The sequence below is a fragment of the Bradyrhizobium sp. BEA-2-5 genome, from assembly GCF_032918025.1.
GTDB lineage: Bacteria > Pseudomonadota > Alphaproteobacteria > Rhizobiales > Xanthobacteraceae > Bradyrhizobium > Bradyrhizobium pachyrhizi.
In genome coordinates this window covers 411,771-432,066 of record NZ_CP136629.1, presented here as the reverse complement: position 1 = coordinate 432,066, position 20,296 = coordinate 411,771, and the positions used below count along the sequence as shown (strand labels likewise).

Annotated in this window: 20 protein-coding genes; 13 read left to right on the top strand and 7 right to left on the bottom strand. The window is 66.1% G+C overall.

What is annotated here, in order from left to right:
* Positions 1-78 precede the first annotated feature (78 nt).
* Positions 79-2,799: an aconitate hydratase AcnA gene (acnA, locus tag RX327_RS02040; RefSeq protein ID WP_317249311.1), complete on the bottom strand. Its 2,721-nt coding sequence runs from the start codon at positions 2,797-2,799 to the stop codon at positions 79-81.
* Positions 2,800-3,039: 240 nt separating this feature from the next.
* Between acnA and ccmA the strand changes: the two genes are divergently transcribed.
* The 5 genes from ccmA to RX327_RS02015 all read left to right on the top strand — a co-directional run bounded on the left by ccmA (position 3,040) and on the right by RX327_RS02015 (position 5,945).
* Positions 3,040-3,642, top strand: a complete 603-nt coding sequence (ccmA, locus tag RX327_RS02035; RefSeq protein WP_050386462.1) for a heme ABC exporter ATP-binding protein CcmA — start codon at positions 3,040-3,042, stop codon at positions 3,640-3,642.
* Entirely contained in the window at positions 3,639-4,307 is a 669-nt protein-coding gene (gene ccmB, locus RX327_RS02030) for a heme exporter protein CcmB (RefSeq protein ID WP_317249310.1), read from the top strand. Before ccmA ends, ccmB begins: the two co-directional genes overlap by 4 nt.
* A gap of 75 nt (positions 4,308-4,382) precedes the next feature.
* Complete coding sequence (locus RX327_RS02025) at positions 4,383-5,171, top strand: heme ABC transporter permease (RefSeq protein WP_317249309.1); 789 nt, start codon at positions 4,383-4,385, stop codon at positions 5,169-5,171.
* Positions 5,172-5,175: 4 nt separating this feature from the next.
* Positions 5,176-5,355, top strand: coding sequence for a heme exporter protein CcmD (gene ccmD / locus RX327_RS02020; protein ID WP_028336294.1), 180 nt, complete (start codon positions 5,176-5,178; stop codon positions 5,353-5,355).
* Entirely contained in the window at positions 5,352-5,945 is a 594-nt protein-coding gene (locus RX327_RS02015; RefSeq protein WP_317249308.1) for a DsbE family thiol:disulfide interchange protein, read from the top strand. Before ccmD ends, RX327_RS02015 begins: the two co-directional genes overlap by 4 nt.
* A gap of 184 nt (positions 5,946-6,129) precedes the next feature.
* On the opposite strand, the gene RX327_RS02010 is transcribed toward RX327_RS02015, so the two are convergent.
* Entirely contained in the window at positions 6,130-6,732 is a 603-nt protein-coding gene (locus tag RX327_RS02010; protein ID WP_317249307.1) for a septation protein A, read from the bottom strand.
* Positions 6,732-7,676 carry a signal recognition particle-docking protein FtsY gene (ftsY, locus tag RX327_RS02005; RefSeq protein WP_317249306.1) on the bottom strand — a complete coding sequence of 315 codons (945 nt, stop codon included), beginning with the start codon at positions 7,674-7,676 and terminating at the stop codon, positions 6,732-6,734. Before ftsY ends, RX327_RS02010 begins: the two co-directional genes overlap by 1 nt.
* Before the next feature lie 49 nt (positions 7,677-7,725).
* Between ftsY and RX327_RS02000 the strand changes: the two genes are divergently transcribed.
* Positions 7,726-8,427, top strand: coding sequence for an RNA pseudouridine synthase (locus tag RX327_RS02000; RefSeq protein WP_317249305.1), 702 nt, complete (start codon positions 7,726-7,728; stop codon positions 8,425-8,427).
* A gap of 161 nt (positions 8,428-8,588) precedes the next feature.
* Complete coding sequence (locus RX327_RS01995; protein WP_028336289.1) at positions 8,589-9,728, top strand: DUF2336 domain-containing protein; 1,140 nt, start codon at positions 8,589-8,591, stop codon at positions 9,726-9,728.
* 260 nt (positions 9,729-9,988) lie between these two features.
* On the opposite strand, the gene mtaB is transcribed toward RX327_RS01995, so the two are convergent.
* Positions 9,989-11,263 (bottom strand): tRNA (N(6)-L-threonylcarbamoyladenosine(37)-C(2))-methylthiotransferase MtaB, encoded by a 1,275-nt coding sequence (gene mtaB / locus RX327_RS01990; RefSeq protein WP_317251435.1) that lies wholly within the window; start codon positions 11,261-11,263, stop codon positions 9,989-9,991.
* Complete coding sequence (dapF, locus tag RX327_RS01985; RefSeq protein WP_317249304.1) at positions 11,263-12,141, bottom strand: diaminopimelate epimerase; 879 nt, start codon at positions 12,139-12,141, stop codon at positions 11,263-11,265. The genes mtaB and dapF overlap by 1 nt, the downstream gene beginning before the upstream one ends.
* 182 nt (positions 12,142-12,323) lie before the next feature.
* On the opposite strand from dapF, the gene RX327_RS01980 reads away from it, so the two are divergent.
* Both RX327_RS01980 and RX327_RS01975 read left to right on the top strand, forming a co-directional pair.
* Positions 12,324-13,034 (top strand): GyrI-like domain-containing protein, encoded by a 711-nt coding sequence (locus RX327_RS01980; RefSeq protein ID WP_317249303.1) that lies wholly within the window; start codon positions 12,324-12,326, stop codon positions 13,032-13,034.
* A gap of 2 nt (positions 13,035-13,036) precedes the next feature.
* Complete coding sequence (locus tag RX327_RS01975) at positions 13,037-13,777, top strand: SIMPL domain-containing protein (RefSeq protein WP_050386470.1); 741 nt, start codon at positions 13,037-13,039, stop codon at positions 13,775-13,777.
* Positions 13,778-13,828: 51 nt separating this feature from the next.
* Here RX327_RS01975 and RX327_RS01970 read toward each other — a convergent pair whose 3' ends face one another.
* Positions 13,829-14,890 carry an MBL fold metallo-hydrolase gene (locus tag RX327_RS01970; RefSeq protein ID WP_317249302.1) on the bottom strand — a complete coding sequence of 354 codons (1,062 nt, stop codon included), beginning with the start codon at positions 14,888-14,890 and terminating at the stop codon, positions 13,829-13,831.
* Between the two features lie 419 nt (positions 14,891-15,309).
* Here RX327_RS01970 and ffh point away from each other — a divergent pair, with 419 nt between their 5' ends.
* From ffh to rimM, 3 genes are all read left to right on the top strand, one after another.
* Positions 15,310-16,857, top strand: a complete 1,548-nt coding sequence (gene ffh / locus RX327_RS01965) for a signal recognition particle protein (RefSeq protein WP_317249301.1) — start codon at positions 15,310-15,312, stop codon at positions 16,855-16,857.
* Between the two features lie 84 nt (positions 16,858-16,941).
* Positions 16,942-17,274 carry a 30S ribosomal protein S16 gene (gene rpsP, locus RX327_RS01960; protein ID WP_317249300.1) on the top strand — a complete coding sequence of 111 codons (333 nt, stop codon included), beginning with the start codon at positions 16,942-16,944 and terminating at the stop codon, positions 17,272-17,274.
* A gap of 18 nt (positions 17,275-17,292) precedes the next feature.
* Complete coding sequence (gene rimM, locus RX327_RS01955) at positions 17,293-17,814, top strand: ribosome maturation factor RimM (protein ID WP_317249299.1); 522 nt, start codon at positions 17,293-17,295, stop codon at positions 17,812-17,814.
* Between the two features lie 9 nt (positions 17,815-17,823).
* Here rimM and gcvA read toward each other — a convergent pair whose 3' ends face one another.
* Positions 17,824-18,735: a transcriptional regulator GcvA gene (gcvA, locus tag RX327_RS01950; protein ID WP_050386472.1), complete on the bottom strand. Its 912-nt coding sequence runs from the start codon at positions 18,733-18,735 to the stop codon at positions 17,824-17,826.
* A gap of 171 nt (positions 18,736-18,906) precedes the next feature.
* Between gcvA and RX327_RS01945 the strand changes: the two genes are divergently transcribed.
* Positions 18,907-20,106: an MFS transporter gene (locus RX327_RS01945; RefSeq protein ID WP_050386473.1), complete on the top strand. Its 1,200-nt coding sequence runs from the start codon at positions 18,907-18,909 to the stop codon at positions 20,104-20,106.
* Positions 20,107-20,296 lie beyond the last annotated feature (190 nt).

Sequence of the window (20,296 nt, the reverse complement as noted above, 5' to 3'; positions counted from 1 at the left end):
TCACAAATCCGCGTTGGAGCATGGTCCGGAAAAGTGTGAAGTGGCTTTCCGGATAGACCATGCTCAAACAAGGGGCCCTTACGCCGCGAGCTTGCGCAGCACGTAGTGCAGGATGCCGCCGTTGCGGTAGTAGTCGAGCTCGTCCAGCGTATCGATGCGGCAGAGCAGCGGGACATCCTTTTTGCCGCCGTCAGCGGAGACGATTTCGGCCGTCAGCGTCTGGCGCGGCTTCAGATCGCCCTGCAGCCCGCGGATCGTGACCTTCTCGTCGCCCTTCAGGCCCAGCGACGACCACGAGGTGCCTTCCTCGAAGGTCAGCGGCAGCACGCCCATGCCGACCAGGTTGGAGCGGTGGATGCGCTCGAAGCTCTGGCAGATCACGGCGCGTACGCCGAGCAGACGCGTACCCTTCGCCGCCCAGTCGCGCGAGGAGCCGTTGCCGTATTCGGCGCCGGCGAACACCACCAGCGGCACCTGCTCCTGCTGGTACTTCATCGCGGCGTCGTAGATCGACATCTGCTCGCCGTCGGGCCAGTGCTTGGTCAGGCCGCCTTCCGGAATGTTGCCGTCGGCGCCCTTCAGCATGAAGTTCTTGATGCGGATGTTGGCGAAGGTGCCGCGCATCATCACTTCGTGGTTGCCGCGGCGCGTGCCGTACTGATTGAAGTCGGCCGGACGCACCTGGTGCTCGCTGAGATACTTGCCAGCGGGCGAGGTGAGCTTGATCGAACCGGCCGGCGAGATGTGGTCGGTGGTGATCTTGTCGCCGAACATGGCGAGGATGCGCGCCTCGACGATGTCGGTGACCGGCTCCGGCTCCTTCTTCATGCCGTCGAAATAGGGCGGGTTCTGCACGTAGGTCGAAGACATGTTCCAGCGATAGGTCTCGCTCTCGACCGTCTTGATCTTGCGCCAGTTGGTGTCGCCCTTGAACACGTCGGCATACTTCTTCTTGAAGATCGACGCGGTCACGAACTTCTTCATGAATGCGTTGATCTCTTTCGTCGTCGGCCAGATGTCCTTCAGGTACACCGGCTTGCCGTCCTTGCCCTCGCCGAGCGGCTCGGCGGCAAGGTTCTTGGTGACACTGCCGGCGAGAGCGTAGGCGACGACCAGCGGCGGCGAGGCCAGGTAGTTCGCCTGCACGTCCGGCGAGACGCGGCCTTCGAAGTTGCGGTTGCCGGAGAGCACGGCGGCCGCGACGATGCCGTTGTCGTTGATCGATTTCGAGATCTCCTCCGGCAGCGGGCCGGAATTGCCGATGCAGGTGGTGCAGCCGAAGCCGACCAGGTTGAAGCCGACCTTGTCGAGGTCAGTCTGAAGGCCGGAATTCGCGAGATATTCCGCAACCACCTGGCTGCCCGGCGCGAGCGAGGTCTTCACCCAAGGCTTGGCCTTCAGGCCCTTCTTCACCGCATTGCGGGCGAGCAGGCCGGCGCCGATCAGCACGCTCGGGTTCGAGGTGTTGGTGCAGGAGGTGATGGCGGCGATCACGACATCGCCATGACCGAGATCGAAGTCACGGCCCTCGACGGCATAACGCTTCTGCTCGCCCTCGGGCTTCTTGTATTCGCCGACCAGCGCGGTCGCGAAACCGGTCGACACCGCGGGCAGCGCGATGCGGCCTTCGGGCCGCTTCGGGCCCGCCATCGACGGCACGACGTCGCCGAGGTCGAGCGTCAGCGTCTCCGTGAACACCGGGTCGGGCGACTTGGCGGTGCGGAACAGGCCCTGCGCCTTGGCATAGGCCTGCACCAGCGCGACCCGCGCCGAGGCGCGGCCGGAGGTCTTGAGATAATCGAGCGCGGCGGCATCGACCGGGAAGAAGCCACAGGTCGCGCCATATTCGGGCGCCATGTTGGCGATGGTGGCCTTGTCGGCGACCGAGAGATGGTCGAGGCCCGGGCCGAAGAACTCGACGAACTTGCCGACCACGCCGAGCTTGCGCAGCATCTGCGTGACCGTGAGCACGAGGTCGGTCGCGGTGACGCCTTCCTTCAGCGCGCCCTTCAGCTTGAAGCCGACCACGTTGGGCAGCAGCATCGACAGCGGCTGGCCGAGCATGCAGGCTTCCGCCTCGATGCCGCCGACGCCCCAACCGAGCACGGCAAGACCGTTGACCATGGTGGTGTGCGAATCAGTGCCGACGAGCGAATCGGGATAGGCCACCTCGAAGGTGCCGGTCTTCTTGCCGACCGTCATCTTCTCCTTCCTGGTCCAGACCGTCTGGGCCAGATATTCGAGGTTGACCTGGTGGCAGATGCCGGTGCCGGGCGGCACGACGGAGAAGTTCGAGAACGCCTTCTGGCCCCACTTCAGGAACTCGTAGCGCTCCTGGTTCTGCTTGTATTCCTCGGTGACGTTCTTGCCGAAGGCCTTGTTGTCGCCGAAGAAGTTCACGATCACGGAGTGGTCGATGACGAGATCGACGGGAACCAGCGGGTTGATCTTCTCGGCATCGCCGCCGAGCTTCTGCATCGCGTTGCGCATCGCGGCGAGGTCGACCACCGCGGGCACGCCGGTGAAGTCCTGCATCAGGACGCGCGCGGGACGGAAGGCGATCTCATGCTCCAGCTGGCGCTTCTTCAGCCATTTCGACACCGCGACGATGTCTTCCTTCTTGACCGAGCGGCCGTCCTCGTTGCGCAGCAGGTTCTCGAGCAGGACCTTCATCGAATAGGGAAGTTTCGAAATTCCCTTCAGACCATTCTTCTCGGCCGTGGGCAGGCTGTAATACACATAGGTCTTGGCGCCGACCTTGAGGGTCTTTTTGCATTTGAAGCTGTCGAGCGAGGTCATGCGAGGAATCCCAATTCTCAGTTATACCCGGCAAGGGTAACTAAACACCGGCGGTCGACACTGGCCAAGGGATGGCCTGGGGTGGGTTGCGGCCGCCGATTGTGTGTGCTGCATCAAGTTCCGGGCTTATAGAACCTTTCTAGAAGCGCCGCCACACCGACAAGCGTGCGACAGCGTTGCGCGACCCAAAAATTCTCACGCGGTAGCGAAAGATTTCAGAGGGCTGTGACAAGACGAACCATGCGGCTCTCGGGACGAAATCTGAAATGCGTGCGCGGCGGGCGCGAGGTGTTTTCCGGCCTCGATCTGTCGGCCACGTCAGGCGAGGCGCTCGCCATCACCGGCCCCAATGGAGCCGGCAAGACCTCGCTGCTGCGCGTCCTCGCCGGGCTATTGGTCCCCGCCGAGGGTGTGGTCGCGCTCGAGGGCGGCGACGCCGAGCTCAGCCTGCCGGAGCAGGCCCACTATCTCGGCCACCGCGACGCCCTGAAGCCGGCGCTGAGCGTTGCGGAAAATCTGTCCTTCTGGCGGGAATTCCTCGGCGGCGAGACCAAGGATGCCGGCCGCTGCCTTGCCGCGGTGGCGCTCGACCACGCCGCGCATCTGCCGGCGGCCTACCTCTCCGCCGGGCAGCGCCGCCGCCTGTCGATCGCGCGCCTGCTCTCGGTGCGGCGGCCGGTGTGGCTGCTGGACGAGCCGACATCGGCGCTCGATGCGGCCGGACAGGCGCTGTTCGTCGACCTGATGCGCGACCATCTCGCCGGCGGCGGCCTGATCGTCGCGGCGACGCACCTTCCGCTCGGCATCGATGCGCGTGATCTGCGGATGGGAGGCGCGGCATGAGCGCGCTTGGCGCCTTGATTCGCCGGGACATCCGGATTGCGCTGCGCGTCGGCGGCGGGGCGCTGATCGGCGTGCTGTTCTTCCTGACTGTGGTGGTGCTGATGCCATTCGCGGTCGGGCCGGATCTGGCGCTGCTGTCGCGGCTGGGGCCGGCGATCCTGTGGCTCGGCGCGCTGCTGGCGAGCCTGCTCACCCTCGACCGGCTGTTCATGGCCGACCACGAGGACGGCTCGCTCGACCTGATCACGATGAGCCGGACGCCGCTGGAACTCGCCTGCGCCGCCAAGGCGCTGGCGCATTGGCTGGCCGCCGGCCTGCCGCTGATTGTCGCAACCCCCGTGCTCGGCCTGTTGCTCAACCTCGACATGGTCGCAACCGGCGCAGTGGCGCTGACGCTGCTGGCGGGAACGCCGGCCCTGACCTTCACCGGCATGATCGGCGCGGCACTGGCCGTGACGCTGCACCGCGGCGGGCTGCTGATGGCCGTGCTGGTGCTGCCGCTGTCGATTCCCGTGCTGATCTTCGGCGTTGCGGCCTCGCAGGCCGTGATATCGGGGCCTCTGCCGTTTGGAACGCCGTTCTCGATCCTCTGCGCGCTGTCGCTTGCCAGCCTCGTGATCGGCCCCTTTGCCGCCGCCGCGAGCCTGCGGCACGGGCTGGACTGAAATGAGCCCGATCAAATCTCGCCGGGAGGAAATCGGCCAATTGCCTGCGACACGCCGGACGATTATCAGGGTGCCATGACGCTGACCGACCTCGCCAATCCGACCAAGTTTCTGGCGCTGACCGCGCGCATCCTGCCGGGGCTTGCCGGCGTGACCGTCATCCTGCTCGCGATCGGCCTCTATCAATCCGCGCTCGCGCCCGACGACTACCAGCAGGGCGCGACCGTGAAGATCATGTTCATCCACGTGCCCAATGCCTGGCTGTCGATGTTCGTCTGGGGCGTGATGAGCATTGCCTCGCTGGGCACGCTGGTGTGGCGGCATCCGCTCGCCGATGTCGCCGCGAAAGCCGCAGCTCCGATCGGCGCCAGCTTCACCTTCCTTGCGCTGCTCACGGGCTCGCTGTGGGGCCGGCCGATGTGGGGCACCTATTGGGAATGGGATGCGCGGCTGACCTCGGTGCTGATCCTGTTCCTGATGTATCTCGGCCTGATGGCGCTGTGGCGCGCGGTCGACGATCCCTCGCGCGCGGCGCGTGCGGCTGCGGTGCTCACCCTGGTCGGTGCCATCAACCTGCCCATCATCAAGTTCTCGGTCGACTGGTGGAACACGCTGCACCAGCCGGCCTCGGTGATGCGCATGGGCGGCTCGGCGCTCGACAAGTCGTTCCTGATTCCGCTGCTGGTGATGGCGATCGCATTCACGCTGCTGTTCGTCACGCTGCACCTGGCTGCGATGCGCAACGAGATCCTGCGCCGCCGCGTCCGCTCGCTGCAGATGATGCAGGCGAGCCGCATCGCGTTCTCGAGCGAAACGGGCGGCGGTTCGCAAGCAACCGCGTCAAACGAAATTGGAGCGGCGTGACACGATGGCGCTTGGTCCCTACGCCTCCTTCATCGTGACGTCCTACGCGCTGGTCGCGGCGGTCGTGCTGCTGCTGATCGTCTGGATCATCGCCGACTATCGCCGGCAACAGGCGCGTCTCAGAGAGATCGAGGCCAGCGGCGTGACGCGCCGCTCCGGCCGCAGTGCGGCAGATACAAGATGAGCGATCAGGCGACCAACCGCCCGCCGCAAGCCCGCCGCCTGCTGGTGGTGCTGCCCCTGCTGATCTTTCTCGGCCTCGCCGGGCTGTTCCTGCTGCGGCTCTATGGCGGCGATCCCTCGAAAATCCCGTCGGCGCTGATCGGCCGGCCGGCGCCGCAGACCGCGCTGCCCGCGCTCGACGGCCTGGTGCGGGACGGCGCGCCGGTCCCCGGTCTCGATCCCGCCGCCTTCAAGGGCAAGGTCTCGGTCGTCAATGTCTGGGCGTCCTGGTGCGTGCCGTGCCATGACGAGGCGCCGCTCCTGACCGAGCTCGCCAAGGACAAGCGTTTCCAACTGGTCGGCATCAATTACAAGGACGCCTCCGACAATGCGCGCCGCTTCCTCGGCCGCTACGGCAACCCGTTCGGCCGCGTCGGCGTCGACGCGAACGGCCGCGCCTCGATCGAATGGGGCGTCTATGGCGTGCCGGAAACCTTCGTCGTCGGCCGCGAGGGCACCATCGTCTACAAGCTGGTGGGGCCGGTCACGCCGGACAACGTCAACCGCGTGCTCAAGGCCGAGATCGAGAAGGCGCTCGCGGCGGGCAGCTAGTGACAGCGGCTTACTGGCCTCCCTCTCCCCGTCCTTTACGGGGAGAGCTCGAAATTCGCGCGAAGCGGGAATTTCGGGTGAGGGGCTCTGGACGGTGTTTGTAATAGGCTCCGAGCCTGTCCGTGGAGAGACCCCTCACCCCAACCCTCTCCCCGCAAGCGCGGGGCGAGGAGCAGAGCGGTGATCACCCCTTCCGCACGTCCCCCGCCTCCGCCTCGCTGGTCTCCAGCGATACCGGCTCGAGGTGGTAGCGCTTGGTCAGCGGCATCTGGGCGATGGCGAAGATCATCGTGATGGGCGTCACGCCGAACACCTTGAAGTTCACCCAGAAGTCGGTGCTCTGGGTGCGCCAGACGATCTCGTTCAGCACGGCCATGCCGGCGAAGAACAGCGCCCAGCGCAGCGTGAGAATGCGCCAGCCCTGCGGCGTCAGGTTGAACATCTGGTCGAACATCACGGCGATGAAGGAGCGGCCGAACAACAGGCCGCCGCCGAGGATCGCGGCGAACAGGCCGTAGATGATGGTCGGCTTGACCTTGATGAAGGTCTCGTCGTGCAGCACCAGGGTCAGCGTGCCGAACACCAATACGATCACGCCCGTCACGATCGCCATGATCGGGATGTGGCGCGTCACCACATAGGAGGCGACCATCGCCACCACGATCGCGACCATGAATGCGCCGGTCGCGGCGAACAGATTGAACTTCGCATTGACGAAGAAGAACACGAGCAGCGGACCGAGCTCGGTCGCGAGCTTGAACAGCGGATGCGGCTGGGTCTTGTCCATTAATCGATTCCGGCAATTGCCTTGGCAAAATCCTTCGCGGTGAACGGCGCGAGATCGTCGACGCCTTCGCCGACGCCGATGAAATGCACCGGCAGTTTGAATTTCTCCGCAAGCGCCACCAGGATGCCGCCGCGCGCGGTGCCGTCGAGCTTTGTCATCACGAGGCCGGTGACGCCGGCGGTGCGATGGAAGGCCTCGACCTGCGACAGCGCGTTCTGGCCGACGGTCGCATCCAGCACCAGCAGCACCGCGTGCGGCGCGGTGGCATCCACCTTGCGGATCACGCGCACGACCTTTTCGAGCTCGTTCATCAGCTCGGCCTTGTTCTGCAGGCGGCCGGCGGTGTCGATCAGGAGCACGTCGATGTTCTGCTCCTTCGCCGCCGTCAGCGCGTTGAAGGCGAGGCTTGCCGAATCAGAGCCCTGCGCACCGGCGATGACAGGCGTCTTCGTCCGCTCGCCCCAGACCTTGAGCTGCTCGATCGCCGCTGCGCGAAAGGTGTCGCCGGCGGCCAGCATCACCTTGCGGCCCTCGGACGCGAATTTCTGCGAGAGCTTTCCGATCGTGGTGGTCTTGCCGGAGCCGTTGACGCCGACCACGAGGATGACGAACGGCTTCCTGGCCGCATCGATCTCAAGCGGCTTTGCCACCGGCGCCAGCACCTTCTCGACCTCGGTCGCGACGACGTCCTTGACCTCGTCGGCCGAGATCGCCTTGTCATACCGCCCCGTGCCGACCGCGTCCGCGATCCGGACCGCGACCTGGGTGCCGAGATCGGCGCGCAGCAGCACGTCCTCGATGTCGTCGAGCATGGCGCGGTCGAGCTTGCGCTTGGTGACGAGGTCGGCGACCGCGGTCCCGAGCGAACTCGAGGTCCGCTTCAGGCCGCCCTTCAGCCGCTGCCACCAGCTCTGTTTTGGAGTTCCCGCAGTGGTATCGTTCATGGCGCGGACGTGTTAGCCGTTTCGGCCCATAAACGAAAGTCTCGACGAATTGATCGATGTTCCCCAATTGACCGCGGAAGAAATCCTGGGCCGGGTGCTCCATCGCGACGGCTTGATGCTGGTCATCAACAAGCCGGCCGGCCTTCCCGTGCATCGCGGTCCCAAGGGCGGCGCCAATCTGGAGGATTCCTTCGACGCGCTCCGCTTCGGCCTGCCGCGGCCGCCGGTGCTGGCTCACCGGCTCGACAAGGACACTTCCGGCTGCCTCGTGCTCGGCCGCCATCGCAAGGCCACCGCTTCGCTGGGCCTGCTCTTCAAGCACGGCAAGATCGGCAAGACCTACTGGACCGTGGTCGAGGGCGGCCCCGCTGAAGACGAAGGCACCATCGACATGCCGCTCGGCCGGCTCAACGCCGAGCGCGGCTGGTGGCAGAAGCCGGACCCGGAGGGGCAGAAGGCCATCACCAACTGGAAGGTGATGGGCCGGGGCGAGGGCCTGACCTGGCTCGCCATGGAACCCGTCACCGGCCGGACCCATCAATTGCGGGTGCATTCGGCCGCGACCGGCTGGCCGATCTTCGGCGATAACATTTACGGCAACGGCCCGCGCTTCGGCGAGCCAAAGCTGCACCTGCATTCCCGCGAGATCGTGGTGCCGATCTCCCGGAACAAGGAGCCGGTCCGCGTCGTGGCGCCGGCCCCCGAACACATGCGGGAGCGGCTCAGGGCCTGCGGCTGGAACGGCGACTAAGCATGATCCGGAAAAGTGCGAAGCGGTTTTCCAGCCCCAACCTCATCGCGCTTTAGCCTCCGTGATTTTACGGACAATTATCCTTTACGGAACATTCAGGCCCATCGGATAGTCCTGCAGGCGGCTTAGAAAAAGCGCGCCGCGACGGCTCAGGACGAGCAATGCTGAATGATGGACAAGCTATTGTCGACGAGGTCGAGGCTGCGATACGCGCCGGCTCCGCCGATAAATGCCTGGCCACGGCAAGACGCGTCACCAGCCTCTTCCTCGCATCCGCCGGCAAGTTCAACAGCGAACAGATCGAGCTGTTCGACAACGTGCTCGAGCGTCTGGTGAAGACCATCGAGTTGCGCGCGCTCGCCGACATCAGCGCCCGGATGGCGCTCACCGACATCAGCGAGCAGCTCGCACCGGTCGCCCAGGCACCGCCCGCGATCATTCGTCGTCTCGCCAGCAATGACGAGATCAGGATCGCGCGGCCGATCCTGCAGGAATCGTCGCGGCTCAGCGCGGACGATTTGGTCGAGATCGCACGGACCAAGAGCGAGCAGCATCTGCTCGCCGTCGCCGGCCGCTGGTGGCTGAAGGAGGTCGTCACTGACGCGCTTCTGGCGCGTCGCTTTGCGAGCGTGAGCCACCGCTTGGTCACCAATCCCGGCGCCAAAGTATCGCCGGGCGGATTTGCCGTCATCCTCGCGCAGGCCGAACACGATCCGGTGCTTGCGGTCGAGACCGGCATTCGCGCGGACCTGCCGTCGGAGCTCCGCCTTCAGCTCCTGCGCCGCGCGACGGAAGAGGTTCGCGGCCGTCTGCTGGAACGCGCCCCGCCCTATCTGTTCGAAGAGATCCGGCACGCGATCGCCGCGGTCGCCGCCGGCGTCGAGCGCGACATGTCGCAGGTCCGCGACTTCACCGCGGCCAAGCACCACGTCGCGAAGCTGAAGGACGACGGCGAGCTCAACGAAGCCTCACTGCTCGGTTTCGCCAGGCAGCGAAAATATGAAGAGACCATCGTTGCGCTGGCGTATCTTGCGCAGTCGAACATCGAGGTGATCCGCTCCCTGATGCAAAGCCTGCGCAGTGAAGGCCTGCTGGTGCCGTGCCGGGCGGCAGGCCTGAGTTGGGATACCGCCGCCGCGGTGATGGAATGTCGCTATACCACCGGCTCCATGGGACCGGTCGAACTCGCCCATGCGAAGGGCCAGTTCACGAAATTGACCCGCGAAAACGCCGATCGCCTGCTGCGGTTCTGGCAGGTTCGCGCGTCGCAGCCGGCAAGGCTGGGCGGGCGCACGCACTGAGTGCGTCATGCACGATGCCCATGTAGAGATTCAACCTGTCAAATAGCTCGTTCAGTATCATCACCTGCGAAATACAGGTGATCCGCTGCTCCGGAGGCGCCATGCGCGGCTCCCCATATTCGTCGTCCTGGCGAAAGCCAGGACCCGTAACCACCGCATTCGGTGACCGTTCGAGATCGCGGCCCCAGCGTCGCGCAACAATTGAGATCTGGGGCAATGGGTCCCGGCCTGCGCCGGGACGACAATGGGAGCGAACTTTCTCAGCGGCCCGATGCAATGAGCCGCGCACCGTCATGGCCGCGGATAGTCATCGCGCGCACCATGCCCTGCACATCTCTCTCGATCGCGACCGGCAGGAAGTGCTCGGTGCGGCCCTGCGTGCCGCTCTCGATCAGCACCTCGCGCGTCGCGCCGACTTCCGCATCAAGCCGGCGCAGCAGCGCGGCTTCGCCTGCCGCGCGCAGCCGCCTGGCGCGCTCCTTGATCGCGCCGCCATCGACCTGCGGCATCCGCGCGGCCGGCGTGCCGGGCCGCGGCGAATAGGGAAAGACGTGGAGAAACGTCAGGCCGCATTCCTCGACGAGGTCGAGCGAGCGTGAGAACATCTCCTCCGTCTCGGTCGGAAAGCCCGCGATGATGTCGGCGCCGAAGGCGATGTCCGGGCGGAGACGGCGGACCTGGTCGCAGAACGCGATCGCATCCTGCCGCGAATGCCGCCGTTTCATGCGCTTCAGGATCATGTCGTCGCCCGATTGCAGCGACAGGTGCAGGTGCGGCATCAGTCGCGCGTCGCCGGCGATGGCATCGAGCAGATCGCTGTCGGCCTCGATCGAATCGATCGAGGAGATGCGCAGGCGCTTCAGCTCCGGCACATGCCGCAAGATCTGCCTGGTCAGCATGCCGAGTTTCGGCGCGCCCGGCAGATCGGCGCCATAGCCGGTGAGGTCGACGCCGGTCAGCACGATCTCGGCATGACCGCGCTCGACCAGTGTCCGCACCTGCTCCACCACGGCACCCATCGGCACCGAGCGCGAATTGCCGCGGCCGAACGGGATGATGCAGAAGGTGCAGCGATGGTCGCAGCCGTTCTGCACCTGCACGAAAACACGCGGCAGGCCGCGTTCGAAGCCGTCGAGCAGATGCGGCGCCATCTCGGTCACCGCCATGATGTCGGCGACCGCGACCTTCTCGCTCGCATCGATGCCGAACGGCGCCTCGAACGCAGTGCGCGTCGCCTGCCAGGCGTCGCCGTGCAGCTTGTCGTCATTGCCGACGACGCGATCGACCTCGGCCATGTCGGCGAACATCGCAGCTTGCGTCTGCGCGGCACAGCCGGTGACGACGATGCGCGCACCGGGCCGCTCGCGCTTCAATTTGCGGATCGATTGGCGCGCCTGCGCCACTGCCTCGTTGGTCACGGCGCAGCTGTTGATGACGATGGTGTCGGAAAGGCCTGCGCCCTCCGCCTTGCTGCGGATCACCTCGGCCTCGAAGGCATTGAGGCGGCAGCCGAAGGTGACGACCTCGACGCCCATCACGTGGCGAACAGCGCCGGATCGAAGGTGCCCTCATATTCGAAGGTCGCCGTGCCGGTCATCAGCATGTGGTCGTCGCGCTCGCGCCATTCGATGCCGAGCTTGCCGCCGGGCAGCGTGATCTCGACCTTGCGCTCGGCGCGCTTCAGCCGTGCCGCGGCGACGGCCGTGGCGCAAGCCGCCGACCCGCAGGCCCTGGTCAGGCCGGCACCGCGTTCCCAGGTGCGGATCGTGATGTGCTGGGGATCGACGATATGGGCGAGCGTGATGTTGGCGCGCTCGGGGAAGATCGGATGGTTTTCCAGCAGCGGACCGAAGCGTTCGAGGTCATAGGCGTTGACGTCCTCGACCCAGAACACCGCATGCGGATTGCCCATGCTCACCACGGAGGGCGAATGCAGGATCGGATTGTCGATCGGCCCGATCTGCAATTCGATGTAGCGGGTGTCGCGAAACTCTTCCGCCAGCGGAATGTCCTGCCAGCCGAACTTCGGCACACCCATGTCCACGGTGTAGAGATCGGCCGTTGGACCCTGCCAGGCATTGAGCAGGCCGGCGGCCGTCTCGAAGGTCGCGGCGGTCTGCCCGGTCTTCTCGAAGATGCGGCGCACGACGCAGCGCATGCCGTTGCCGCAGGCGCCGGCCTCCGAGCCGTCATTGTTGTAGATACGGATGAAGGCTTCGGTGCCGTCCAGCCGCGGCTTCTGCAGCACCATGAGCTGGTCATAGGGCACACCGGCCGGCGAAGCCACGGCGCGCGCCTCTGCCGCCGACACCTGTGCCCGACCTTGTGCCTCGGAATCGCGCATGTCGACAACAACGATCTCGTTGCCGATGCCGTTCATCTTGGCAAATGCGTGATTGGCCAGCGCGCTCATGGATTTTCCCAAATTCTGCCCGGTTATATGGCGAGTGGTGGGCCGTTAGCCAGCCTGAATGGCCCCATGACACATCTGTCATGGGACGAATGCAGAACCAGCGTGTTAGGAATATCGCATCTCGCGGACCGCGCGCCGGGACAGATCGAGCGGCCGTTCGAGGAAGGGGATGGAGAATACCAATGAACCGTATCAACACGCTCCGCGCGGCCCTGGTCGCGCTGCTGGCCTTGGCCGCGATCGCACTGGCAAGCCCGGCCCCCGCCCAGTCGCCGTCAGCCTCGCCCGCTCCCGCGGCGAGCCCGAGCCCGACCCCGGCGCCTGCACCATCGGCAACGCCGGTGCCCCCGCCGGCCGAGACCAAGTCGCCGGCCGACAGCCCGGCCGCAGCGCAGACCCCGGCGCCGGCGCCGGCAGCCCCGGTGCAGACCGCCGATCCCTTCGGCGAGCCGTTCACGCTGGAGCCGAAAAAGGTCGTGATGCTGAAGGGCACCGCCAATTGGGATTCCGCCTTCGACGCGCTGATCGAGGCGTTCAAGCAGCTTACCGCGCTGCTCGACAAGGACAGCGTCAAGGCATCGGGCAATGCGATGATCGTCTACACCTCGACCGACGACACCGGCTTCACCTTCCTTGCCGAGATCCCGGTCGACCAGGATCCGAAGAACCTGCCCAAGGACATGAGCATCGGCAAATCGCCGGAGGGCAAGGCGTTGAAATTCGTCCATCGCGGGTCTTACGACAATATGGACAACACCTATGAGGCGATCACCAACCATCTCGACGACAAGAAGCTGGAAGCCAAGGACACCTTCATCGAGGAGTACCTCACCGATCCCCTGAAGACGGCCGAGGACAAGCTCGTGATCAACGTTTTCGTGCCACTGAAGTGAGAATGACCCATCGCCTTCTCCTTGGCCTCCCCTTCGGCCTCCCCTTCGCCGCCACCCTGATCGCGACGACGCTGCTGGCTGCGCCCGCACTGGCCAATGACGACTTTCCGCCGGCGATTTCGGTCACCGGCGAGGCGACCGTGTCGGCGCCGCCCGACCAGGCGCAGCTTGACGCGGGCGTCACCACCGACGCAAAGACCGCACGCGAAGCCGCCGAAGCCAACAATGTGACGATGGGCAAGGTGCTGGCCGCGCTGAAGGGCGCCGGGATCGCGGAGAAGGACTTTCAGACCTCGCGGCTGTCGCTGCAGCCGCAATTCGCCAACCGTGGGCCGTCGTCGCCGAACGCCCCGCCCAGCATCGTCGGCTACCACGCGAGCAATCGCGTCACGATCAGGCTGCACGATGTGAGCAAGGTCGCCAGCGTCATCGACGTGCTGGTCGGCGCCGGCGCCAATGATATCGGCGGGCTCAATTTCTCGGTGTCGCAGGCATCGAAGCTGCTCGACGAGGCGCGCGAAAAGGCGATCGCCGACGCCCGCCGCAAGGCGGAGATCTACGCCAAGGCCGCCGGCGTCACGCTCGGCGCGCCCGTGAATATCGCGGAGGTCGGCTCGGCGCCGGTCCCGGTGTTCCGTCCCAAGATGGCGACGGCAGGCTTCGCCGCGCCGACGCCGGTGGCGCAAGGCGAGGAAACGCTGACGGTCAATGTCAGCGTCTCCTGGGCGATCAAGGAGAAGTAGCGATTGTCGTCCCGGCCTTCGCCGGGACGACAACTCAATCCCAAACAGCGTTCAAATCTCGAACACCTGCCCGGGCTTCAACGTCAGAAACTTCTCGCGCGGCACGCTCGCCGCGTCGAGCGCTTCGCCAAGCGCGATCGCGGGCGCGTCGATCGCCTCGTCGGTCAACTGGAATGTGCCGTGGTGATGCGCCAGCGCCTGCTCGGCGCCGCAGTCGAGCAGCGCCCTGACCGCATCTTCCGGGTTCATGTGCTGGTCGCGCATGAACCAGCGCGGCTCGTAGGCGCCGATCGGGAGGATCGCGAGGCGCAGTGGCCCGTGCTTGTCGGCGACGCGGCGGAAGTGCCAGCCGTCGCCATAGCCGGAATCGCAGACGACGTAGATCCGGCCTGCCGGCGTCTCCAGCACGAAGCTCGCCCACAGCGCCTTGTTGCGATCGAACAGGCCCCGCGCCGACCAGTGCCGCGTCGGAACCAGCGTCGCGGCAAGACCATTGCCGAGCTCGACGCGCTGATGCCAGTCGAACGCTTCGGCTTTGATCGCGGCATCGGATGCACGCATCGTGACGTCATTGCCGAGCGGCGTGATCACGCGAGGACCAAATGCGCCCGCAAGCTTCGACAGCGTCGCGATATCCAGATGATCGTAATGCCCGTGCGAGACCAGCACGACATCGATCTGCGGCAGCTTCTCGAAGGCGATGCCGGGATCGTTGTGCCGCTTCGGCCCGGCCCAGGCGACCGGCGAGACCCGCATCGACCAGACCGGATCGACCAGGATGTTGAGGCCGCCGGCCTGGATCAGCCAGCTGGCGTGGCCGACGAAGGAGAGCCGCACGTTGTCGCCCTCGACGCGCTCCGGCGGAATGTCGGCATGCGGGCTCGGCGCCCATTCCGGCCAGACCGCGCGCTTCCGGCCGCCCCCGAACTGCCAGCGCAGCACCTCACCAAGCGATTTCGGCGGCGAGCCGTCCGGATCAAAGAAGTGCAGGCCGTCGAAATGATCGGAGACGGGGCCGTCGTAGGTTTTCATCTTGGTCATCCAGATCGAGGGCACGCCGATCGCCGCGGCTCCGGTCAAGGTTGCGAGAAGGCGGCGGCGGGTGATCAGCACGCGGGTTCCGGAATAGGAGGCAGGCTCCGGTTATATGGGTGGCAGCAGCGAATTTCGGAACCAAGACGGCAAATCGACGTAATTTCAGTACCTTACTGTCCGAACTGAGCGGATTTCAGCGAAACTTTCCTTGACTTTGCCGCCCCGGCAGCGTTTAACGCGGCCACTTTCTCGGAAAGCTCCGTCTTTTCGACCCGCCGACTGGCCTTAGGGCCAGAGGTCAACGCCCGACAGCGCTGTGCGCCCTCGGGCGCAAAGGTGTTTGGATTTCCCTCGCCCCGCTTGCGGGGAGAGGGTCGGGGTGAGGGGCTCTCTCCGCGCACTGTGCGTGTGGATAGCCCTGTACCCCCTTCACCCGCCGCGCACGTGCGCGGCGACCTATCCCCGCAGGCGGGGAGAGGTAAAAGAGGACAACGGCATTGTTCGACAATCTGTCGGAACGGCTTGGCGGCATTCTCGATCGTCTGACGGGGCGCGGTGCGCTGACCGAAAAGGACGTCGACGCCGCGATGCGCGAGGTGCGCCGCGCGCTGCTGGAAGCCGACGTCGCGCTTGAGGTGGTACGCAGCTTCACCGAGCGCGTCCGCGAGCAGGCGATCGGCGCCACCGTGGTCAAGTCGGTCACACCCGGCCAGATGGTGGTCAAGATCGTCCATGACGAGCTGATCAACACGCTCGGCGCCGAAGGCCAGACCATCGACGTCAATTCCGTGCCGCCGGTGCCGATCATGATGGTCGGCCTGCAAGGCTCGGGTAAGACGACCACCACCGCAAAGCTCGCCCGCCGCCTGGTCCAGCGCGACAAGCGCAAGGTGCTGATGGCCTCGCTCGACGTCTACCGCCCGGCGGCGATGGAGCAGCTCGCCGTGCTCGGCCGCGACCTCGACATTCCGACCCTGCCGATCGTCGCCGGCCAGCAGCCGCCGCAGATCGCGAAGCGCGCGCTGGAGGCCGGCAAGCTCGGCGGCTACGACGTCGTGCTGCTCGACACTGCCGGCCGCACCACGCTCGACGAAGACATGATGGCGGAAGCAGCCGCGATCAAGGCCGCGGCCAATCCGCATGAAGTGCTGCTGGTCGCCGACAGTCTCACCGGCCAGGACGCCGTGAACCTCGCCCGCTCGTTCGACCAGCGCGTCGGCCTCACCGGCATCGTATTGACCCGCGTCGACGGCGACGGCCGCGGCGGCGCCGCGCTGTCGATGCGCGCTGTCACCGGCAAGCCGATCAAGCTGCTCGGCACCGGCGAAAAGACCGACGCGCTGGAAGATTTCCATCCCGACCGTATCGCCGGCCGCATCCTCGGCATGGGCGACGTGGTGTCGCTGGTCGAGCGCGCCGCCGCCAACATCGATGCCGAAAAGGCCGCGCGCACGGCCGAGCGCATGCGCAAGGGTCAGTTCGACCTCAACGACATGCGCGAGCAGCTGCTGCAGATGGCGAACATGGGCGGCATCAGCGGCCTGATGGGCATGATGCCCGGCATCTCCAAGATGAAGAACCAGATCGCGGCGGCGGGCATCGACGACAAGATCCTGAAGCGCCAGGTGGCGATCATCGATTCCATGACGCGCGACGAGCGCCGGCATCCGGACGTGTTGAAAGCCAGCCGCAAGAAGCGCATCGCCGCCGGCAGCGGCCAGAGCGTCGAGCAAGTGAACAAGCTGCTCAAGATGCACCGGAACATGGCCGACGTGATGAAGGCCATGGGCTCGGGCAAGCGCGGCCCGCTCGCCGGCATCGCGCAGGCCATGGGCTTCGGCGGCGGCATGAAGCCGCCCTCGGCCGAGGAGATGAAGGCGCTCGCCGAGAAGATGCAGGGCGGCGCCGGCGGCGGCCTGCCCAATCTGCCGAAGGATTTGCCGGCCGGGCTGCGCGGCGGCCTGCCGAACGTGCCGGGCCTGACCGGCCTTTCCGGCAAGCCGATGCTGCCGGGCCTCGGCGGTTTCCCGGGCAAGAAGAAATGAGGATTCGTCGCGACGGCTCGCATACGGCCGGCGCGACGCGGAATGCCAATCAATCGAACACATCGACCTTTGAAGGAGAACTGAATGTCCGTCGTTATCCGCCTCGCCCGCGCAGGCACCAAGAAGCGTCCCGTCTATCACGTCGTCGTTGCCGACTCGCGCTTTCCGCGCGACGGCCGCTTCATCGAGCGTCTGGGCTATTTCAATCCGCTGCTGCCGAAGGACAACGAGGCGCGCCTCAAGCTCGACCTGGAGAAGGTGAAGGCCTGGGTCGCCAAGGGCGCGCAGCCGTCGGACCGCGTGGCGCGTTTCCTCGACGCTGCCGGCGTCAAGAAGCGCGAAGCGCGCAACAACCCGGAGAAGGCCGTGCCGCGCAAGGAGCGCAAGGCGCAGGCCGAAGCCGCAGCGAAGGCTTAAGGCTGAACGGCGACCACGGTGGCTGCACCGGTCTGCGTCGCGCGGATCGGCGCCGCGCATGGTGTGCGCGGTGCGGTCAAGCTGTGGACCTTCACCGAAGATCCCTTCGCCGTCAGGCGCTACGGCCCGCTGCTGTCCAAGGACGGCAAGCGCCAGTTCGAGGTCACGCATGTGCGTGAGGCCAAGGACCATCTGGTGGTGACGCTGAAGGGCGTCGCCAGCCGCGATGATGCCGAACGGCTCAACGGTCTCGAGCTCTACGTTCCGCGCGACCGGCTGCCGGACACCGACGACGGTGAATACTACCACACCGATTTGATCGGGCTCGCCGCGGTGACCACGACGGATCAGCCGCTCGGCAAGGTGATCGCGATCCAGAATTTCGGCGCCGGCGACATCATCGAGATCGCCCCGCCCAAGGGGGCGACGCTGCTGCTGCCGTTCTCCAATGCGGTGGTGCCGGAAGTCGATCTCGCCGGCGGGCGCGTGGTGATCGCGCTGCCGCAGGAAATCGAGGGCGACGATCCGTCGGCGGCCTGATCAATATCTTCAACCCGTCATCCGGCCCTGCTGCTCGAGCCAGTCGCAGAACACCGCGCTGAGCGGATCGTTGCTGCGCCCCGCCGGGAAGTAAGCGAAGTAGCTCCGCGCCGGCAGGCTGACATCCGGAAACGGCGTCACCAGGCGCCCGGCCGCGAGATCGTCCGCGATCAGCGCGGTCGGTCCCATCGCGACGCCGAGACCATCGAGCGCGGCCTGGATCGTCAGATAGAAGTGATCGAAGGTCAGCGCGGCCGCCGGCTCCAGCGCGGATTGCCCGGCCTCGGTGAGCCAGTCGCGCCACAGCCGCGGCATCGACGTGACATGCAGCAGCGTGTGCCTGGAGAGATCCGCGATCTCATTGAGCGGCAGCTGCGCCAATAGCGACGGACTGCACACCGGCAATCTGCGCTCCGACACCAGGAAACGTGACGAGAAGCCGTGGAAGGTGTCGGGGCCACCGCGGATCACGACGTCGAATGATTCAGACAACGCATCCACCGGATCGTTCGACGTGCTCAGGCGCACCTCGATATCGGGATGCTCGGCGCGAAACCGGCTCATCCGCGGCAGCAGCCAACGCAGGCTGAAGGTCGCGAGCGCATTGACGCGCAACACCGCGACCGCCAGATCGCCGCGCCGCTCGCGATGCTGCTGCACGGCGGCGGAAATCCGGTCGAGCGCAGGTGCGAACTCTGCGAGCAATGCCGCGCCCGCCGGCGTCAGCACCACGCGCCGCACCGATCGCCGAAACAGCGATGGCGCGCCCAGCCATTCCTCGAGCAGGCGGATCTGCTGACTGACCGCGCCATGGGTCACGCTGAGCTCGGCGGCGGCTTCCTTGAAGCTGCCGAGCCGGGCGGCGGCCTCGAAGGCACGGACCGCATTGAGCGGCGGCAGGCTGCGGCGTGGGACGAACATGATCCCTCAATACAAGATTTTCTAACGCATGATCCGATCATTACTGATTTGTGACAAGCGCCTTGGCGGCGCATACTGCCATGCAAGCTCCTTGCATAGCTTTCTTTTCTGAGGTCCCCTTCTGATGCTCGCCCGCCCAAGCTTTAGATTTTCTTGCATTAGAGGGCGGCAATGAGCGTGTCGGCCGAAACCGGCACGACGCGGCCCGACCGTGCCCGGTCAACCCGCACCCTGACCGTGACCGGGCTCAACCACGCCCTCCACGACGGCTACACCGACGTCATCTACGTGCTGTTGCCGGTCTGGCAGGCCGAATTTGCGCTGAGCTACGGGCTGCTGGCGCTGCTGCGCGGGCTCTATGCCGGCGCCATGGCCGGGCTGCAGATTCCGGTCGGACGCATGGCAGAGCGGATCGACGGCAAGATCATCCTGATTGCGGGCACGGCGCTGTCGGCGCTCGGCTACGCGTTTGCTGGATTCTCCGGCGGTGTCATTGGCTTCGGCCTGGCGCTCGCGCTCTCCGGCGCGGGCTCGAGCACGCAGCATCCGATCGCATCCGCCGCGGTGTCGCGTGCCTATGGCGCGGCGGCGCGCGGGCCGCTCGGCATCTACAATTTCTCGGGCGATCTCGGCAAGGCGGCGATCCCGGCCCTGACCTCGATCCTGCTGGTGATCATGTCGTGGCGGCACACGCTGCTCGTGCTCGCTCTCGCAGGCTTGCTCGTCGCGATCTGCATTGCGCTCTGGATGCCGGCCGTCGGCAGGGGCGCCGAGCACAAGGCGACATCAGCATCGCGCGGCGCCAGCACAGGCCGCGGCTTTCATTGGCTGCTCGCGATCGGAATTCTCGACACCGCGGTCAGGATGGGCTTTCTCACCTTCCTGCCGTTCCTGCTGCGCGACAAGGGCGCCTCGCTGCCGACCAACGGCCTCGCGCTGGCGTTGGTCTTCATCGGCGGCGCCGCGGGAAAATTCACCTGCGGCTGGCTCGGCGCGCGGGTCGGCACGCTGCGCACCGTGCTGATCACCGAAGGCGGCACGGCGGCGCTGATCGTCGCGGTGCTGGCGTTGCCGCTCGCACCGGCCATCGTGCTGCTGCCGCTGCTCGGCGTGATGCTCAACGGCACGTCATCGGTGCTCTACGGCACCGTGCCCGAGCTCACCCCCGCGCATCAGACCGAGCGCGCCTTCGCGCTGTTCTATACCGGAACGATCGGATCGGGCGCGATCGCGCCTGTTATCTACGGCCTGCTTGGCGACGCGCTCGGCCCGAGGCTCGCGACCGCAGCAACCGCGCTCACGGCGCTGGCGATCTGTCCGCTTGCGGTCGTGCTGGCGCGGCATCTCGCGGATGATGCGACGAAGGCGTGACGCATAACATGCCTAAGTCCGCGCGACTGCCTGTCTTCTCCTTCCCCCTGAAAGGGGGAAGGTCGGGATGGGGTCAGCCGCGGGCGACGCTGCAAGCTGACAGAGCAGATCCCCACCCGCTTTGCTCTGACGAGCAAAGCGACCTCCCCTTTTCAAGGGGAGGTTGGCGCTGTGCCCGGATTGCGCTTCG

Coding starts and splice junctions, on each gene's coding strand:
- acnA (WP_317249311.1), bottom strand. CDS start 2,799: ATGACCTCGCTCGACAGCTTCAAATGCAAAAAGACCCTCAAGGTCGGC.
- ccmA (WP_050386462.1), top strand. CDS start 3,040: ATGCGGCTCTCGGGACGAAATCTGAAATGCGTGCGCGGCGGGCGCGAG.
- ccmB (WP_317249310.1), top strand. CDS start 3,639: ATGAGCGCGCTTGGCGCCTTGATTCGCCGGGACATCCGGATTGCGCTG.
- RX327_RS02025 (WP_317249309.1), top strand. CDS start 4,383: ATGACGCTGACCGACCTCGCCAATCCGACCAAGTTTCTGGCGCTGACC.
- ccmD (WP_028336294.1), top strand. CDS start 5,176: ATGGCGCTTGGTCCCTACGCCTCCTTCATCGTGACGTCCTACGCGCTG.
- RX327_RS02015 (WP_317249308.1), top strand. CDS start 5,352: ATGAGCGATCAGGCGACCAACCGCCCGCCGCAAGCCCGCCGCCTGCTG.
- RX327_RS02010 (WP_317249307.1), bottom strand. CDS start 6,732: ATGGACAAGACCCAGCCGCATCCGCTGTTCAAGCTCGCGACCGAGCTC.
- ftsY (WP_317249306.1), bottom strand. CDS start 7,676: ATGAACGATACCACTGCGGGAACTCCAAAACAGAGCTGGTGGCAGCGG.
- RX327_RS01995 (WP_028336289.1), top strand. CDS start 8,589: ATGCTGAATGATGGACAAGCTATTGTCGACGAGGTCGAGGCTGCGATA.
- mtaB (WP_317251435.1), bottom strand. CDS start 11,263: ATGGGCGTCGAGGTCGTCACCTTCGGCTGCCGCCTCAATGCCTTCGAG.
- dapF (WP_317249304.1), bottom strand. CDS start 12,141: ATGAGCGCGCTGGCCAATCACGCATTTGCCAAGATGAACGGCATCGGC.
- RX327_RS01980 (WP_317249303.1), top strand. CDS start 12,324: ATGAACCGTATCAACACGCTCCGCGCGGCCCTGGTCGCGCTGCTGGCC.
- RX327_RS01975 (WP_050386470.1), top strand. CDS start 13,037: ATGACCCATCGCCTTCTCCTTGGCCTCCCCTTCGGCCTCCCCTTCGCC.
- rpsP (WP_317249300.1), top strand. CDS start 16,942: ATGTCCGTCGTTATCCGCCTCGCCCGCGCAGGCACCAAGAAGCGTCCC.
- gcvA (WP_050386472.1), bottom strand. CDS start 18,735: ATGTTCGTCCCACGCCGCAGCCTGCCGCCGCTCAATGCGGTCCGTGCC.
- RX327_RS01945 (WP_050386473.1), top strand. CDS start 18,907: ATGAGCGTGTCGGCCGAAACCGGCACGACGCGGCCCGACCGTGCCCGG.